The organism is Maribacter corallii (assembly GCF_047345415.1).
Lineage (GTDB): Bacteria > Bacteroidota > Bacteroidia > Flavobacteriales > Flavobacteriaceae > Maribacter_C.
In genome coordinates this window covers 73,570-89,264 of record NZ_JBLFEP010000005.1, presented here as the reverse complement: position 1 = coordinate 89,264, position 15,695 = coordinate 73,570, and the positions used below count along the sequence as shown (strand labels likewise).

The window sequence follows — 15,695 nt, the reverse complement described above, 5'->3', positions numbered from 1 at the left end:
TCACAATTTGTCCTTTAAATGGATAATGTCATCGGTGCCCACACGTAAATTCCAACACGAAATTCCCAATTTTTCGGCGGCATCAGTATTCTCTTTGGTATCATCGATAAAAAAGGTTTCCTCTGCAATCAATTCGTTTTCGTTCAGCACATACTCGTAAATCTCTCGATTGGGTTTGCGCAATTGAATTTCATGGGATAAATAGAATCTCTCGAAGAGATTTTTGAATCGCATGAACTTTTGAGTGCCTATTTTCCGTTCAAAATGAGGAATATGCAAGGCATTGGTATTGCTCAGTAAAAAGAGGCGGTATCGGTTTTCGGCAGCTAGGTTTTCGAGAAATTCCAGACGATAATCGGGCAAATCCAAAAGCATGGCATTCCAAGTATGCACTATTTCTTTCGAACTTGCATACGGGTATACTTTTACCAATTGATCGATGAAAGTCTCTGAATCGATGGCACCAATTTCGTACGATTCATTCAGTGCGATCAGCTCTGGCGCCAATTCAAGACGGCCGCCGAACTTTTCGATTTGCCTGAAAATAACTTCCTTGTCCAAATTGATGAAGACGTCGCCAAAGTCGAAAATGATGTTTTTTATCATGGTCTATATAGTTTAAGCCTGTCGTTTTCAATTGTACGTTCCGAGCAAAGTGTTCCGGTAAATCGAGGGGCCTTTAGTCCTTTTTCAAAAGAACTGTTTCCAGTAAATACCCTCGCTTCGTCCCATAAATCGGCATCGATGAATGTTTGAAGCGTTTGAGTGCCACCCTCTACGATCAAACTGGTAATAGATCGTTCAAATAGAAGCTGACACAGTTGTTCGGCCAAATTACGTGAAAAATCCAATCGCACGTATTCCACATTTTTTAACTTTTCCTCCGGTTTTTTCTCAGTGGCTACCAAGCAAGGGGTACTGCCATCCAACACCTTAAAATCACTGGATATTTTCAGGTTCTTATCTAGAAGCACTCGCAACGGGTTCTTTCCTGTCCAATGTCGGATATCCAATTTCGGGTTATCGGCCAAAACAGTGGTCGTTCCAACCAAAATGGCCTGTTCTTGAGCACGCCACTGGTGTACCACTTGACGTGCGTATGTACCTGTGATCCAGTATGGTTGGGCATCCGTATGTCTTTTGTTTTCATCCGGGGCTATAAAGCCATCCGAAGTTTCTGCCCATTTCAAAATGATATAGGGACGTTGTTGTTCGTGAAAAGTCAAAAAACGGCAGTGGTGTTCGCGGCATTCCTGCTCTAAAACTCCCACGGTAACTTGGCAACCAGCGTCCTTCAACCGTTCTATGCCTTTACCCGCTACTTTCTCGTGGGGATCCAGAATGCCAATGACTACCTCCGGTATGCCGTGAGATATAATCAAATCTGCACAGGGCGGGGTATTTCCATAATGTGAACAAGGTTCGAGGGTGACGTATAAAACGGATTCTTTCAGCAGTGCACTATCGGATACGGCCTTGATGGCGTTTACCTCGGCATGATTCCCACCGTATCGGCTTGTATACCCCTCCCCAATAATCTTCCCTTTGTGAACCACAACTGCCCCTACCATTGGATTAGGGGCTGTTGAACCCAATCCGTTCCGTGCGATTTCGATACACCGCTGCATGTAAATTCTATGTATCTTCACCAAGCAAAAATCGGCTTTTTTCAGTGAAATCAGGTGGCCGACCCGAAACTTATTTTAAGACATGCTTTTACGGGAGGTAAAATCAGTATTCCACCGAGAATTGGATGCTAGTTACGGAAGGGACGAGGTGAACAGCTTCTTCGGTATGTTAATCGAACAGCATCTGAATTTACAACGTTTCGTACTGGCACTAACACCGGAACTGACCATAGATAAAGAATCCGAAACCTTTTTTTTTCAAGCATTAAGCCGGTTGCGATTACATGAACCGATCCAATATATTTTAGGGTCCACCCATTTTATGGATTTGGAGTTTCTGGTCAATGAACATGTGCTCATTCCAAGGCCTGAAACGGAAGACCTTGTACGATGGATTCTTTCGGAAACATCACGTCTTAATGATCAGCTGTCGAATGGCGAGCCTATAAAGATTTTAGATTTAGGTACAGGTTCTGGCTGTATCGCGATTGCCCTGGCGAAGCACTTACCAAGAACAATGGTGTACGGGATCGATGTTTCTAAAAAGGCCCTTGAAATGGCTAAAAAGAACGCGAAGAGAAATGGTGTTAAAGTGACCTTTTTTGAGCAGGATATTTTCAAACTTCAGTTGGAAGATCACTTCGACATCATTGTTTCGAACCCACCTTATGTAAGGGAATCGGAGAAAGAAGGCATGAATGCGAACGTATTGCAAAACGAACCGGAAATGGCACTTTTCGTACCGGACGGGAATCCACTTCTATTTTATAGGGCGATTGCCGAATTTGCGGTAGAACGGTTAAAACCCTTTGGCAGCTTATTTTTTGAAATCAATCAATATCTGGCGGTCGAAACCGAACAACTTTTGCATGATCATAATTTTTCGGAAATTGAACACCGAAAAGATTTGTTCGGGAATGATCGCATGTTAAAGGGGACGTTCACCAGGCCCGACTAAAATGACCAACGTTACATGGATATCAAAAAGAAAATAGAAACGCTCAGAACTGCGCTTCGCGAGCACAACTACCAGTATTATGTTTTGGATCAACCCACCATATCGGATTATGAATTCGATATGCAATTGAAGCAATTGCAAGAATTGGAAGGGCAACATCCTGAATTTCATGACCCTACGTCACCTACTTTACGGGTAGGGGGGATGGTCACCAAGAACTTTGAGACCGTTGTTCATGACTTCCGTATGTATTCTTTGGACAATTCGTATTCTAAGGAAGATCTTGAAGATTGGGAAAAACGGATTCAAAGGGTTTTGGGTGACGTTGAAGTTGAATTTACTTGTGAACTCAAATACGATGGGGCCTCGATCAGTCTCACTTATGAGGATGGACAACTAGTTAAGGCGGTAACCCGCGGTGATGGTTTTCAAGGAGATAATGTGACTACAAATATCAAAACAATCAAATCGGTACCCTTAAAATTAAAGGGCGACTATCCTTCGAAATTTGATATTCGGGGTGAGATCGTCTTGCCTTTCGATGGCTTTGCTAAAATGAATGCAGAACGTGTAGCTAATGGGGAAGAACCCTATATGAACCCGAGAAACACCGCCTCTGGAAGTTTGAAATTGCAAGATAGTTCATTGGTCGCCCAGCGACCCTTAGATTGCCTACTCTATGGTATAGTCGGGCGAAACACGGGGATAGAAACGCAATGGCAAATGTTGGACAAAGCGCGTGAATGGGGGTTTAAGGTTCCCACTGTGGCCAAACTTTGCAAATCAACGGATCAAGTCATGGAATTCGTAACCTATTGGGATGAGCATCGCCACGACCTCCCTTACGAGACCGATGGGGTCGTTATCAAGGTCAACGGGTTGCAACAACAAGAGGAACTCGGGCACACGTCAAAATCACCCCGATGGGCCATGGCCTACAAATTCAAGGCAGAACAGGTATCGACCTTATTGAACGAAATCACCTATCAGGTGGGACGTACCGGTGCCATCACACCAGTAGCCAATTTAGAGCCTGTTCTACTGGCCGGTACCACCGTAAAAAGAGCTTCCCTACACAATGCAGACCAAATCGCCAAATTCGATATTCGCGAAGGAGATACCGTTTTTGTGGAAAAGGGTGGGGAAATCATTCCGAAGATCATTGGGGTCGATTTCAGTAAACGCCCCAAAGATTCAACACCCACGGCCTATATCGAAAATTGCCCGGAGTGTCACACCCCTTTGGTACGTACGGAAGGAGATGCTAAGCATTATTGCACGAACTACTATGGTTGTCCCGTGCAGATTACCGGACGTATTCAACACTATATTTCAAGGAAGGCAATGGATATCGAGGGAATGGGAAGTGAGACCGTCACGCTACTTTTTCAGGAAGGCCTTATAACCAATTATGCAGACCTGTATACCTTGACTAAAGAACAGGTCATGCCTTTGGAACGTATGGCGGAAAAATCGGCCGAGAACCTGGTGAACGGGGTTCAAGCCTCGACCGTTATACCCTTTGAGCGCGTTTTATTCGCTTTGGGGATTCGATTTGTCGGTGAGACGGTTGCCAAAAAATTGGCAAAGGCCTATAAAAATATCGATGCCTTGATGGCAGCCACTGAGGAAGAACTGATTGCAGTAGATGAGATCGGCGAGCGTATTGCGCAAAGTGTGGTGGAGTTTTTTCAAAATGATACCAATCAAGAGATCATTGCCCGCTTGAAAACGTATGGTGTTCAATTCGAACTTGCTGCGGAACAGTTGGAAAATCAAACGGAAAAGCTCAAAGGACAGACCTTTGTTGTTTCCGGGGTATTTGAAAAGATAAGTCGTACCGAATTAAAAAAGCTCATCGAGGATAATGGAGGTAAGGTGGGTTCATCGGTTTCTTCGAAAACCACTTACTTGGTCGCGGGGGACAAGATGGGACCTAGTAAACGTACCAAAGCCGAAAGCTTAGGGGTGCAGATCATTTCGGAAGATGATTTTTTGGAAATCTTGAATTAAACCTTTCTTGCGTAAGGAATTTACGGAGCGCTCTAAGTTTTTGAACTTGGTCTCACTTTTTTTTCGGAAATGGACATGACGATGCTTTTGGGAATACCTTGTTTGGTCTTAAGCTCTCCATTCCTTTTTTCGGAGATGCCGACGGCCTCCCAAATCATTCTTTTTATGTCTTGTTCAGGAAAAGATCGGAGGTCTTTTACTGAGATATGTCGTATCAGTTTTCCTTTTCCGTTCAATTTTATGGGTGTATAGGTTAGTTCCGCCCCTCGGTTAAATCCGAAATTTATATGATGGGTGTAGAGGGCCATATGACAAAAGGCATCTTTCAGCTGTTCCGATTTTGAATAGGCTAGGGCAACGGCATTATAGTTGTCCCAAATTAACTCATTGGCTTCCGGGACAAGACCCGTTATGAAATCTCGTAATTCCATGGCCAGCCCTTGAATTTTGCTATTATACGGCGCCATAAATGTTTCAAGTTGCGGATTTGGTTTCATCATGGTGATTTTATATTCGTTTAGCTTTGAAAACAAGACCGAATAGCAGCTGTACTACTTTATATCGTTACGCCGTAAATTCCTATCGTGTTTTCAAGCTATTTTATGCTGTTTCTTTTCTTCTCTTATCTATTTCGATCGCTCTCTGGTAAAAGGTTTTAAATGCCGTTTCGTTGTATTTTACTCGCATTGCGCTTAAAACATCATACAATCCCAAACTACACCATTCCCATAGCATGGTGTCAAAGTTGTATTTGTACATCTGTTTACCTACTTCTTTGCGAATGGTATCCGTCTCCATTTGGTCAATACCAACCTTGTCCAAAGCCATCCGGATTCTATTTTCCCCCTCTTCAGTGAGTTCGGTGTCGAGATACGGTTCTAAAATCCAATCCCAATTCCAACTATGTTCACGAAGTTCGATATTATTTCTTTGAGCAAATTCGGTTAATTCTTCCTTTTTCTCTGCCGAAATGAAAATGATATCATTTTCTATATAGACCTTGCAAATTCCGAAAGCGGTACTTATGGCATTTATTTCGCTTGCGGAAAACATGCGTTCCGGATACGCAAGGGAGGGCTTAAAGGGATATTTCATGACCTTAATTTCATTTTCATGAATGATCGTATCTCCGATACCACAAAAGAAGCTTTTCGTACTCAAGGTACTTGAACTGAAAAACATTTCGATTCTACTTTTCAGTCTTTTAATGAAATTCATAGTGATTGCTTGAAAAGCATGATAAATCTGTATCGGCCCAATAAAGGTAGCTATTGTATACAGGGTTAAGAACTATACCTATATTTTTTATCGAATATCGTATTATAGCGCTTTATTTTTCTAGTCAACATCCAGTGCACCAATGATAGCAGCAAATTTAATGTAAAGTCAATAGGCCCCAAAAACCCCTGCTTCTGGACCATTTTCAGAATGGATAAGAGTACCAAAAAAGACGTTCGCAAGCGGCAGGACATTATTTATGGTCAATACTAGCAGAGTCTTGATTTAGTTTTTTAGAATAGATTTTTATGCGGTCTCCAAAGGCTGTATATCCATTCGCATAATAGTGCCATCCTTTTTTCTCGTAAAAATCGTTTATATCCGTTGAAAGATATAAGCTGTCAAACCCTCTCTTTCGCGATTCATCACAACCATGTTGTATCACTTTGGTTGCTAAGCCTTGATTTCTATAATTTTCATCAACAAATAGGCAAGCAAACCAAGGACATAAATCCTGCCTGCTTATAAGGTCATTTAGTAGTAAGGCATAAGAGCCAATGATTTTTTCATCATCGAGCATTACATAAAATTTCGGTATTGATATATCATTGGAAACTGAGTTTTCAATACAATTTTTATAAAAGTCAAAATTCGATTCATTACCCCATTGTTTCCAGAAGTATTCGATTGCTTTTTCTAAAAGCGCATTTCCCATATGTATTAATTCGATTTTCATTTTTTGATTTTAGCAAACAGTCTTGGATAAAAACGCTTCTATTTGTTTTTCACGAGCAATGGATACACTTCTCCTGAATCGTGTTCGTCAATCAAGAACATGAAATCATTCCTATAGTTGATACATTCCAGTTCCTTTTTTTCGTTCAATTGTAATAGAACATCATGTACTGCGATCATTCCCTCGTATTTATGTAATTCAATCAGCTCATTATATCCCTCGATGAGCTCTATATCATTAAACTCGTCTAGCTCGATGTACTCACGATTTTGCAACTCCTCAAAGTCCACATGAGCTTTGGTGTATTGTTCTGGTAGGTTTGAAGGGGCTATACGCTCAAGACCATCGAAAAAGTTGAGCCTAATTCCGGGACAGGCATAGAGGTCCGTGGTGAAATCATAATCAAGCTTTTTCAGTTGTTACTGGTTTTAGTTCGTGGCGTATAGTTGAAACATAGAAATTTCGGAAATAGGTTAAATGCGTTCTTTGCGGTATTTTTTCCTCTTATTTAATTCCTTCGTTTCGAAAAAAAGGCGTGTTATTCTTCATACCATCTTTAACAAACCAAGTCATTGTGTGCTTTTGTGGAATTCTCTTTATCAAGCTGCCATCCGCTTTGGAAGTCCAAACGGCATCGAATTCGCCCTTTGAGGTCAGTACAACTCGCCATTCTTGATTTAATAGCGTACTATCAGCATAACTTGCGGTAAGGTTCTCCCAATCTGTCTTTGATAATACCTGTGGATCCAAATGGGCTATAACTTCTGTCTCATCTAAGATAGCGATCCAAACAGGTATGGATAAATGTTCGATGGTATGATTCTTTCCCTGAGAACCCCATCCTACCTTAATATCTGCACCTCCTCTGATATGTCGAATTAATTCTTGCTTGCTCCCTAGTAACGTTTTACCGTTCTTATCGTTTTTGTACACAATGTCGTAACCGGACTCTTTTACTTTTGAGGTGCAAGAGAAGAGTAAGGAAACAACGAATAGAATAAAATAGTTGCTCATTTTCATGACTTGAAATTTCTAGAATTTTGCGAACAGTGTAGCTCTGATACGTCGGGCAAATATGCTATCGCTCGTCTTTTTTATAAAACTAAGGATTTCCGTTTAGGTAGGCTGCCCAAATACACTCGTATGGAGTTTATTTTGTCTTCTGCATCAATGCACATCACATCTACCACATGAAGTACTTCAGATATAGAAGACGTATGTCTTTATTGGAATTTTTAATCATAAACCCATTTTTCTCTTCGATTAGCAGTGCTCGTTCTACTAGTTTGGATCTATTTTTATATTCTTTGATTGTTGGTCTACCAATTCCAATCTTTCCACAATAGAATTTTTGGTTAATATGGTTCCTGGGGATAAAACTCCGTTTGCTCCGATTTTGGAATCATCCCCGACCAAGGCACCGAATTTCTCTACTCCGGTATCAATGGATTCCCCATGGTACGTAATCCAGATTCTTTTGTTTTCTCTTTCGTTGTAGTGGTTGGCTGCAATTGAGCCCGCCTCAAAATTCACATTTTGCCCGATAATACTGTTACCGATATAGTTAAGATGTGCAATTGCGGTTCGAGAACATATTAAACTGCTTTTTACTTCTGTACAGGGTCCGATTTTTACTGATTTGCCCAGAAAGACCCCCTCCCGAAAATAGGAGTTGGCTCCAATATGGCAATGCTCCATGGCTATAAATGGTCCTTTGATCGTTACTCCTTTTTCTACAGTAACGGATTTATGAATTGCAACTCCGTTTTCTACTTTGAACTCTGAACCAAGTTCGGGTATTATTCTTTCAATGATTTCTTTCAAATCGGTTGTCAATTCCCAAGGTGCTAGATTTTGGAACGTTTTGAAAACCTCCGGGATATTGGATATGAAATCTTTTAAAGTCAGTTTTTGTTCCATTTGAAATGAGTTTATGCTATGGGTAGTTACTTGCCCCATCAGTGTTCTTATCGATTTAGTTTTCAATGACCACCATTCTATAATCTGGTTTTGATTGATGTCTCGGGTCGGGGTATTCAAATACATCCCGGAATTTTTATACGGGTTTTTATGACCGATTTTCCTATTGTATGGCCCTTTGTGTCCTATTTCCGCTTAATCACTTCCTGCGCTTTTGTAATCTACTCATTCGAAAGACAAGGAATTACATCTTCTTCGAAGTAAGGTTCTTGATTTACCCAAAAGATATAATTGACCTTCAAAAAGTCTCTTGCGAAAGCATGTAACATTGGCACAAGGTTCTTTCTACCTTTAAGGCCGCTATCTTTATTTTCTTCATAATCTTTGTCAGCACCGGTTTTACTGATGTAATTTCCATCTTGGACTGCAATTCCAAGAGGAGCTGTGAATTTCCCTTCGTGCATTTGCGCAAGTGCGTGATTTAATTGCCCTTTTCTGGTGACCATTAAATCAGGTCCACCAAGTCCTACACCAATTTTCTCTCCATATTCGTAAATGCTTTTTAGATATCCCTTGTCGTCAAAAGGTAGCCATTCTCCAGGTATAAAATTGGCATAGAGCATCGTTGTGGCATTTGGAAAAGCTTTTTTAGCAGCCAACATATTGTTTTTGATTCCTTGGAGATAAGTTGCTTCGGTAAAACTAGCGTCCGTTTTACTATTTACACCGATGGCGGTTTCCTGGAGATTAATCCCTTCTATTTTTTTATCGAACTCATCACCTAATGCCTTGAGTAATATCGCAAAACGTTCTTGTACTTTTTTATTCCATCTTTTGGCTGTCCAACCCTCGGGTTCTCCATCATCATTATATTGAAAAACCGCGCCTCCATCATATTCACCGGTCAACAAATAATCGGGCACGGCTTTATATCTTTTGTCAAAGGTGACATCTTGTAACTGAATGAAAAGTCTTTTTCCATATGTACTTAGATAGGCGATATCTTTTCGGATCGGAGAAAAATTGAATTGTCCTTTTTCAGGCTCTAATTCTTTCCAAGAATACATTATTTGTGCGCCTCTAAATCGTGAAGAGAAAAGCAATGGATGATTTACAATAGATGCTCGATCTCTTGAAAAATAAACAAAGTGGCGAATACTATCTTGAGGTATCGGACAGGTGGCGTTGCTATATTTTTTATATGCATCCTTATATTTTTCGGATGGATTGTTCCAATGCTGTGCATGTAATGGCGGGCATATCAATAGTAAGAGGGCAGGAATGAAAAATTGTTTTTTGCTCATATGTAAATATCGGGTACAATTGTCAGTGGCTAAAAAGGAACGGATCTTGAAGGCCATTTCCTCGTTCACGAATAACTGAAAAGTACAAAACTACATATTAAGCTCCTTCCTATTATTTTTTATAGATATTGTTAACAGTTTGATATGCTTTTTTTAAAAGTCAACTAGGCATTGTGCAAGTTCGATACCATACTTAGTTATCTGCTTTACCGTCAAAGGATTTTCTGTGCAATTTTTTTGTGGCCTTTTGCCGTTACATTTCCGCTATAGACTTTAGCTGTGCGCCTTTGGTCGTAATTCACTACAACGTTAAGGCTATGGCTCATCACCATGATTCGTCCGAACCACCATAGTTATTGTGGCAGCCGAACCGAAACCTGCTGACTGGAAGGTGGGTGTCTACGAAATTAAAGCGCAGTTAATTATAGTGATTGTTAGCAACAGTCATTTTCGTTTCCTTGAGTTCTTTTTTCCAAAGAACATACGATATTAAAAGAAAAATCAATGCCATAGGAGGGGAGAAATAATCTGGAATATTAGCATTGATTTCCGCTAACATCGCTAATAGAAAAACAAAGAAAAACCCTGAATACGCCCATTCTTTTAAAAATTGAAATCTGTTTGTCCATAATGCTAGTATGCCGAAGGCTTTTGCGGTCATTAATGGTATGATGAGATACGTTGGAAAACCGATTTCTACAAATCTTTTTGTGAATTCAGGGTTGAATATGCCATTAGCAAGGGTTGCAAGCACCATCAAGGTGAGTAAACTTGTCGCGATTAGGTAAATTATTTTCCTTGTCTTGTTGTTCATTTTCTATTTGGATAAGGTGTCTACTAGTGTTTCCAATCTATCAAAGGCAGAACCCCATCCATTATAGAATCCCATTTCTTCCTGTTGCTTACAATATTCGGGTGTAGGGTGAATAACCTTAAAAATAAATTTTGTTTTGTCACCATCTGCTTCAAAGTAGGTCTGCAGTTCTACATTTTCAGTCATAGGTTTAAAATCAGCAGACGTAATTATTTTCTTCAGTTCTATAATTTCCCTATAGGTTCCTGCTGATATAAATTCGCCTCCATTTGGCATTGACATTGAATATTTCCATTTACCCCCAACCTTAAAGTCGTGTTGAATTACTTTGATATCCATTCCATTTGGCGCCCACCACTTTAAAATGTGCTCTGATTGTGTCCAAGCATCCCAAACAACCTGTATAGGGGCATTAAAAACTTTCTCAATTGTCAATGTTCTGTTCGCTAAATCACTCATTTTTTATCTTTTTTTAGTTGTATTTGATCAATATAATTTTCAAAGGAATCTATTCGGTCTTCCCATAATTTATTGTATTGTTTTATCCATAGGAATGCGGGAATTAGTTTTTGTGGTTGGATTAAACATAAACGTTCTCTCCCGACCTTATTGAAAGCAATGATTCCACATTCGCTTAGTATTTTCAAGTGTTTGGAAATTGCGGGTCGACTAATTTCAAACTTTTCCGCTACCTCATTTACACTTAAAGGCTGCATTGCGAGCAATTCGATAATTTCTCTTCTAACGGGATCCGCGATTGCTTGGAAAACATCTCTTCTCATAAATTAAGTAACTGTTCGGTTACAAATATAAACGTAATCATTCGGTTACGCAAATAATTTTCAAAAACCGATTCAAGATGGCTATTTAGAAAATGAAAATACCTTCCCGTTGTACCTTGTCTTGAATGAATTGGCGAAAGTGAATCTGTAAGAGCGGTAAATCCAAGGCTGTTTAGTTGTTTTCACTTACCGCAAAAAGTTCTTTCTTTTTCAGTCTACCTCTGAGTTCATATGCACCCATTGGTTTGAAATTCAGGTTGTTTTTGGGCAGCAATTTTTTAAGTTGGCCTGAAATTAAAAGATTAACGCCTAAGTGATTACACAATCCTTGAATTCTGGCCGTGGAGTTCAGAACATCTCCGGTATATAAAAGATCTCGTTTGATTTGTCCTATTTGCCCACGAGTGACTTCCCCACAATGCAATCCAGCTTTGAATCCCGGAACCACGCCATACTTTTTCAGATAGTTTTCAGACCTACGTTGAATACCATTTTCAATCAAAAAAAAGCACTTTAAGCAATTCCAATTCCGTAAACCCTTATCCAGTTTCCAAGAAACCACAATTTCATCCCCTACATATTGGTAAATAGACCCTTCTGTCTGTACTATCGCTTCGGTCATATCGCTATAGTATTCATTGATTAGTTGATAGTGCTTTTTATGTCCGATTTTCTCAGCGATTGTAGTCGAGTCTTTCATGTCCAAAAACATAAAAATTCTACTTTCATAGACTGGTTTTGAATAGGTGCCGGAAAAAAAATTACCAACGATATCTAGTCCGAGGTAATCTACGATTTCAGTAAAAAATAGACTTAGTCCAATGAAAAAACTAGCAAAAAGGATAATACTTATAAAGCCATAACTACTAAAAAAAATGAATACAGTTTGATAAACTTCGGCATCAGCTAATGACTTGCCTGTATTTACAATGTTCAAGGCAAGAGAGAAGCCTAATAACGTGATGGCAAAAATGGAAATGTAAAGCAGCGTTTTACTCAGTATTTTTAGGACAAATGGTAATTCTTTAAACCTGTTCTTGAACACCGATTCTTCAATAATACCTAGTACCAGTCCTAAGATAATTGTCATAATGGTCAGCGACAAAACGGAATTTAAGGGGTCATAAACAGCTTCGGAAACCGGATATACGTATGATTCCCCCAGCAAACCATACTCTACATTGGCATAAAGTAGCCCTCCCAACAGAAATATAATAGGGTACGGTACTATTTTTAAGAGAAGTCTCTCTTTTTTTGGATCCATTTGAATCAAAGGTAGTGCTTGGCGTGAGTAAGTTATTTATAAAATCCGTTTTTGGTTCCTCATCACTAGAAAAATCAACTGACATTCACAATGGGCGTCATATGTTACAACGGTTGGCCAGCGACAGGTAGGGTAGGCCAAGGAAACTTTTCGTTTCTGTATGCGCTTGTTGCTATAACTTTTTGACTGCCTGCTGTTAGGGATAGGTTTTTTCACATGATTTCCCTGCCCCTTGGTACAGGCGTTCAGGAAATAACCGTATCCTAACTTATACAAACCGCAAGTTGTATTTTCCACATATTTCACTCACCTTTTCCAAGTCGGGCGGTCCAGCGGGCAATTCCGATAGTTCTTCAAACATGACTTCCAAACCAGCTGGAAAAATGCTCAGCATTGCGCTTGCCTTTTCTTCACCAATTACTTTCCAGGAATGAGGAATACCCCTTGGGCAAAAGATCATGTCGCCAGCCGACAAAGTCGTTAATTCATCACCAACGATCATTTCTACCTTACCTGACAATACGTGAAAAACCTCATCTTCGTTCTCATGTACATGAGGCGGAATTCCCATTCCGGGATTGTTGTTTTGCTCGATAAGTGAGAATTGACCATTTGTATCTTTTGCCGACAATTTGATGACCTGATTATCACCCAGGACATTTAACTTGTGGCCTGTACCACTTTTTATAATTTTTGGATTCATTTTATAATTTGGTTTAGATAGTTGTCAAATTTTTTGTGTACGGTCAGTAACTTTATTTCAATTCTAAATTTAGCAAGTAAATCGTAGATGTGAAGTCCTCGCCCTGATCATTATCGGGATTCATAAATAACTTAGGGACAATTGAGTACCCATACACGGTCTTAACATACGTTTTTATTTTCCATCTGTAAATCCAAATCCAAAGATTGTTCTATGGATTTCATTTTCGACTGCCTCTGATTTAATCGGTAAATTCGATATCTTCTTTTTTTAGGAGGGGAATAAATTCTTCTTGTTGGAATACGGCCATTCGTCTTTATTAATTATGCTTTTAGTAGGTCATAAGCTGTTGTTGTTTCTTAAAAACCCTTGTGCAATTCTGTTTACAATTTCAAGGTTTTGACTCCATGAATCATATACTTTTCGACCCCATTGATCAATCATTTTTTGACAGTTACTTTCGGTAGAAGAATTGTCTAGAACATCGGTTGTTGTGATCCTACCTCGTTTGAGTATTGCGGGGGGCTCTAAATATTCTTCGCTATGGTGAATTTTATAATTATTCAAATGGTCGCTAAGTTTTGGGGAAAGCATGTAGTTCCATTTGATATTATAGTAAAACATTAAGTGTTGCCTTGTCAAATGAAAGTGATTACTCCAACGTCCATGAATTTCAGGGTGCTGCAAGGTATGCGCGTCTACAGAGATAAATCGAAACAGGTGATTCTCAGGTTTTGAGTAATCAATTGCTTGAAATCCAAGGCTAAAAATCTCTACACATTCATGAATTCCTCGTTCTGCTTTAGCACCACAAAATTGACAATCCCCCACACCGATAAGGGACACTCCATTCTTTGCTGCTAGGTCAATATAGTTTTGCATGGTTTTTATCCTGTCCCCAAAGTATTCGTATATGATTTGTTTAGGCTTGTGTGCGTGACAGATCGGTTAAGTTCTTTGGTTGAAAAGTAAGATAATTATTCAACTTGCAATTCCGAATAGGGGATTCCCAATAAGGAGCGCCAGAACAATTCTTTCGGACTTTTGCTTAAATGTCTTTTAGTAAGGTTTGAACTCAAAATTTCTCAAATTAATCATAATGGTTTGACTTAGAAACGGGCGGCTTTCAAACCGAAAACTTCATCACCAAAATACATTTGGTTTGAAAAACGAAACGTCAATGTTTGCCATTCACCATGTATGTTTTCTTGCCCTTTATAGGTGTCGTTTTTATTCATTTCTTAACTGAAAAAGTATATCCATGATTTCAATGGTCGGCACTTCCGTAATATCGTAAGCTTCGGGAATACTTTTTGCCAAATCTGATTCTTGATAAGCTTGGAGTGCTTCTGGGGAATCCCAAACGTATACCCCTCCATATTGCCCTGATTGATCCGTTTTAACATAATATTTCTGAAGCAGCCCTGGAATGGCCTGAAACTGCGGCTCTCTTTCCTTGGCCCGTTTTGACAGTTCTTCTTCAGAAAGGTCCGATTTCAACTTGATTACTTGTAAGATCATAAGCTTCGATTTATTTTATAGATATTTTTGGTGACTATTCGCTAATGCTATGGTATTTAACAGCAGCGCTAAGCCTCGTTCGGAAGCAAGAAAATTTTCCTTTTTCGTCTGCCTGAAGGCAGATTTATACCCGAGGTCCTTATTAGGTTTTTTATCCAACGTTATTTTTCTTGTTCAGCCAGCTAGCCATTCGTTTGTAATTCATCAATAGCAAATATCCCATGACTACATTTATTCCGGAAATTGCCCATTGCGCATAGTCCATTTGACCAAAATTATCATAGCTCTCCAACAAGTTTAGTCCATTTGGAGATACTTCTTTTTTAAAGGCTAAATAGGTATAGTGTAACAGTTTCGGTAAATGGTCAACAACTAAAAACCCACCAATTAGTATTAAGGCCAATTTAAGTACACCAAGTCCATTAAAGTTTCCGATTTCTATTCGATCATCATCGAAACCTTCCTCGATTTTTAACCAGTTAAGAATTTTATCTGTTTTTCTTATCAGCAAAATGTAAAGTCCAATGGCTAGTATAGAAGCACCTAAAACCCATAAAATTATTAGTGGTTCAAACTTATAGAATACATAACTAAAATTAGCTGGGATATAGTTTAGAACAGTAATGATAACTGAATAAAGTCCGAAGAGTTTGAAAATGATTCTAAAAAAGTCTTTTTTACTCATTGATAGGTATTAGGTTGGGTAACGGTTTTGTGTACTAGACGTAGCTTTTCAAAAGATACTAACTTTTTGGACCTACCTGACCTATACATGTTTGCACAGAGCAGATTTCTTATATTTTGCTTTCAAAATGAGTACAAACCTTCAGGTTT

At 39.3% G+C, this 15,695-nt stretch carries 19 protein-coding genes; 2 read left to right on the top strand and 17 right to left on the bottom strand.

Annotated features, from left to right (window positions below; genetic code table 11):
* Positions 1 to 606: an HAD family hydrolase gene (locus tag ACKWCA_RS17870; RefSeq protein WP_413979592.1), complete on the bottom strand. Its 606-nt coding sequence runs from the start codon at positions 604 to 606 to the stop codon at positions 1 to 3.
* A complete protein-coding gene (ribD, locus tag ACKWCA_RS17865; protein ID WP_413979591.1) occupies positions 603 to 1,628 on the bottom strand; it encodes a bifunctional diaminohydroxyphosphoribosylaminopyrimidine deaminase/5-amino-6-(5-phosphoribosylamino)uracil reductase RibD in 1,026 nt (341 codons plus the stop codon). The genes ACKWCA_RS17870 and ribD overlap by 4 nt, the downstream gene beginning before the upstream one ends.
* A gap of 82 nt (positions 1,629 to 1,710) precedes the next feature.
* Here ribD and prmC point away from each other — a divergent pair, with 82 nt between their 5' ends.
* Together prmC and ligA are read left to right on the top strand one after the other, a co-directional pair.
* Positions 1,711 to 2,586, top strand: a complete 876-nt coding sequence (gene prmC / locus ACKWCA_RS17860; protein WP_413979590.1) for a peptide chain release factor N(5)-glutamine methyltransferase — start codon at positions 1,711 to 1,713, stop codon at positions 2,584 to 2,586.
* Positions 2,587 to 2,601: 15 nt separating this feature from the next.
* Positions 2,602 to 4,599, top strand: a complete 1,998-nt coding sequence (gene ligA, locus ACKWCA_RS17855) for an NAD-dependent DNA ligase LigA (protein WP_413979589.1) — start codon at positions 2,602 to 2,604, stop codon at positions 4,597 to 4,599.
* Positions 4,600 to 4,631: 32 nt separating this feature from the next.
* Here the strand turns inward: ligA and ACKWCA_RS17850 are convergent, their stop codons facing one another.
* The 15 genes from ACKWCA_RS17850 to ACKWCA_RS17780 all read right to left on the bottom strand — a co-directional run bounded on the left by ACKWCA_RS17850 (position 4,632) and on the right by ACKWCA_RS17780 (position 15,546).
* Positions 4,632 to 5,099, bottom strand: a complete 468-nt coding sequence (locus tag ACKWCA_RS17850) for a hypothetical protein (protein ID WP_413979588.1) — start codon at positions 5,097 to 5,099, stop codon at positions 4,632 to 4,634.
* 100 nt (positions 5,100 to 5,199) lie between these two features.
* Complete coding sequence (locus ACKWCA_RS17845; protein ID WP_413979587.1) at positions 5,200 to 5,817, bottom strand: hypothetical protein; 618 nt, start codon at positions 5,815 to 5,817, stop codon at positions 5,200 to 5,202.
* Between the two features lie 253 nt (positions 5,818 to 6,070).
* Positions 6,071 to 6,553: a GNAT family N-acetyltransferase gene (locus tag ACKWCA_RS17840; RefSeq protein ID WP_413979586.1), complete on the bottom strand. Its 483-nt coding sequence runs from the start codon at positions 6,551 to 6,553 to the stop codon at positions 6,071 to 6,073.
* 38 nt (positions 6,554 to 6,591) lie between these two features.
* The gene (locus ACKWCA_RS17835; RefSeq protein WP_413979585.1) at positions 6,592 to 6,843 is read right to left on the bottom strand and encodes a hypothetical protein; all 252 of its coding nucleotides are present in this window, start codon (positions 6,841 to 6,843) and stop codon (positions 6,592 to 6,594) included.
* Between the two features lie 214 nt (positions 6,844 to 7,057).
* Positions 7,058 to 7,567, bottom strand: coding sequence for a hypothetical protein (locus ACKWCA_RS17830; RefSeq protein ID WP_413979584.1), 510 nt, complete (start codon positions 7,565 to 7,567; stop codon positions 7,058 to 7,060).
* Positions 7,568 to 7,834: 267 nt separating this feature from the next.
* Positions 7,835 to 8,599, bottom strand: a complete 765-nt coding sequence (locus tag ACKWCA_RS17825) for a DapH/DapD/GlmU-related protein (protein ID WP_413979583.1) — start codon at positions 8,597 to 8,599, stop codon at positions 7,835 to 7,837.
* Between the two features lie 95 nt (positions 8,600 to 8,694).
* A complete protein-coding gene (locus ACKWCA_RS17820; protein WP_413979582.1) occupies positions 8,695 to 9,777 on the bottom strand; it encodes a hypothetical protein in 1,083 nt (360 codons plus the stop codon).
* Between the two features lie 418 nt (positions 9,778 to 10,195).
* Complete coding sequence (locus ACKWCA_RS17815; protein ID WP_413979581.1) at positions 10,196 to 10,591, bottom strand: DoxX family protein; 396 nt, start codon at positions 10,589 to 10,591, stop codon at positions 10,196 to 10,198.
* 3 nt (positions 10,592 to 10,594) lie between these two features.
* Positions 10,595 to 11,050, bottom strand: a complete 456-nt coding sequence (locus ACKWCA_RS17810) for an SRPBCC family protein (protein ID WP_413979580.1) — start codon at positions 11,048 to 11,050, stop codon at positions 10,595 to 10,597.
* Entirely contained in the window at positions 11,047 to 11,373 is a 327-nt protein-coding gene (locus ACKWCA_RS17805) for an ArsR/SmtB family transcription factor (protein ID WP_413979579.1), read from the bottom strand. Before ACKWCA_RS17805 ends, ACKWCA_RS17810 begins: the two co-directional genes overlap by 4 nt.
* 172 nt (positions 11,374 to 11,545) lie before the next feature.
* The gene (locus ACKWCA_RS17800) at positions 11,546 to 12,637 is read right to left on the bottom strand and encodes an adenylate/guanylate cyclase domain-containing protein (RefSeq protein ID WP_413979578.1); all 1,092 of its coding nucleotides are present in this window, start codon (positions 12,635 to 12,637) and stop codon (positions 11,546 to 11,548) included.
* A 268-nt stretch (positions 12,638 to 12,905) separates the two neighbouring features.
* Entirely contained in the window at positions 12,906 to 13,340 is a 435-nt protein-coding gene (locus ACKWCA_RS17795; RefSeq protein ID WP_413979577.1) for a cupin domain-containing protein, read from the bottom strand.
* 339 nt (positions 13,341 to 13,679) lie between these two features.
* Positions 13,680 to 14,222 carry a DUF5946 family protein gene (locus ACKWCA_RS17790; RefSeq protein WP_413979576.1) on the bottom strand — a complete coding sequence of 181 codons (543 nt, stop codon included), beginning with the start codon at positions 14,220 to 14,222 and terminating at the stop codon, positions 13,680 to 13,682.
* 348 nt (positions 14,223 to 14,570) lie between these two features.
* Entirely contained in the window at positions 14,571 to 14,861 is a 291-nt protein-coding gene (locus ACKWCA_RS17785) for a YdhR family protein (protein ID WP_413979575.1), read from the bottom strand.
* A gap of 151 nt (positions 14,862 to 15,012) precedes the next feature.
* On the bottom strand, positions 15,013 to 15,546 hold the full coding sequence (locus ACKWCA_RS17780) for a hypothetical protein (RefSeq protein ID WP_413979574.1): 534 nt from the start codon (positions 15,544 to 15,546) through the stop codon (positions 15,013 to 15,015).
* Between the last annotated feature and the right edge of the window lie 149 nt (positions 15,547 to 15,695).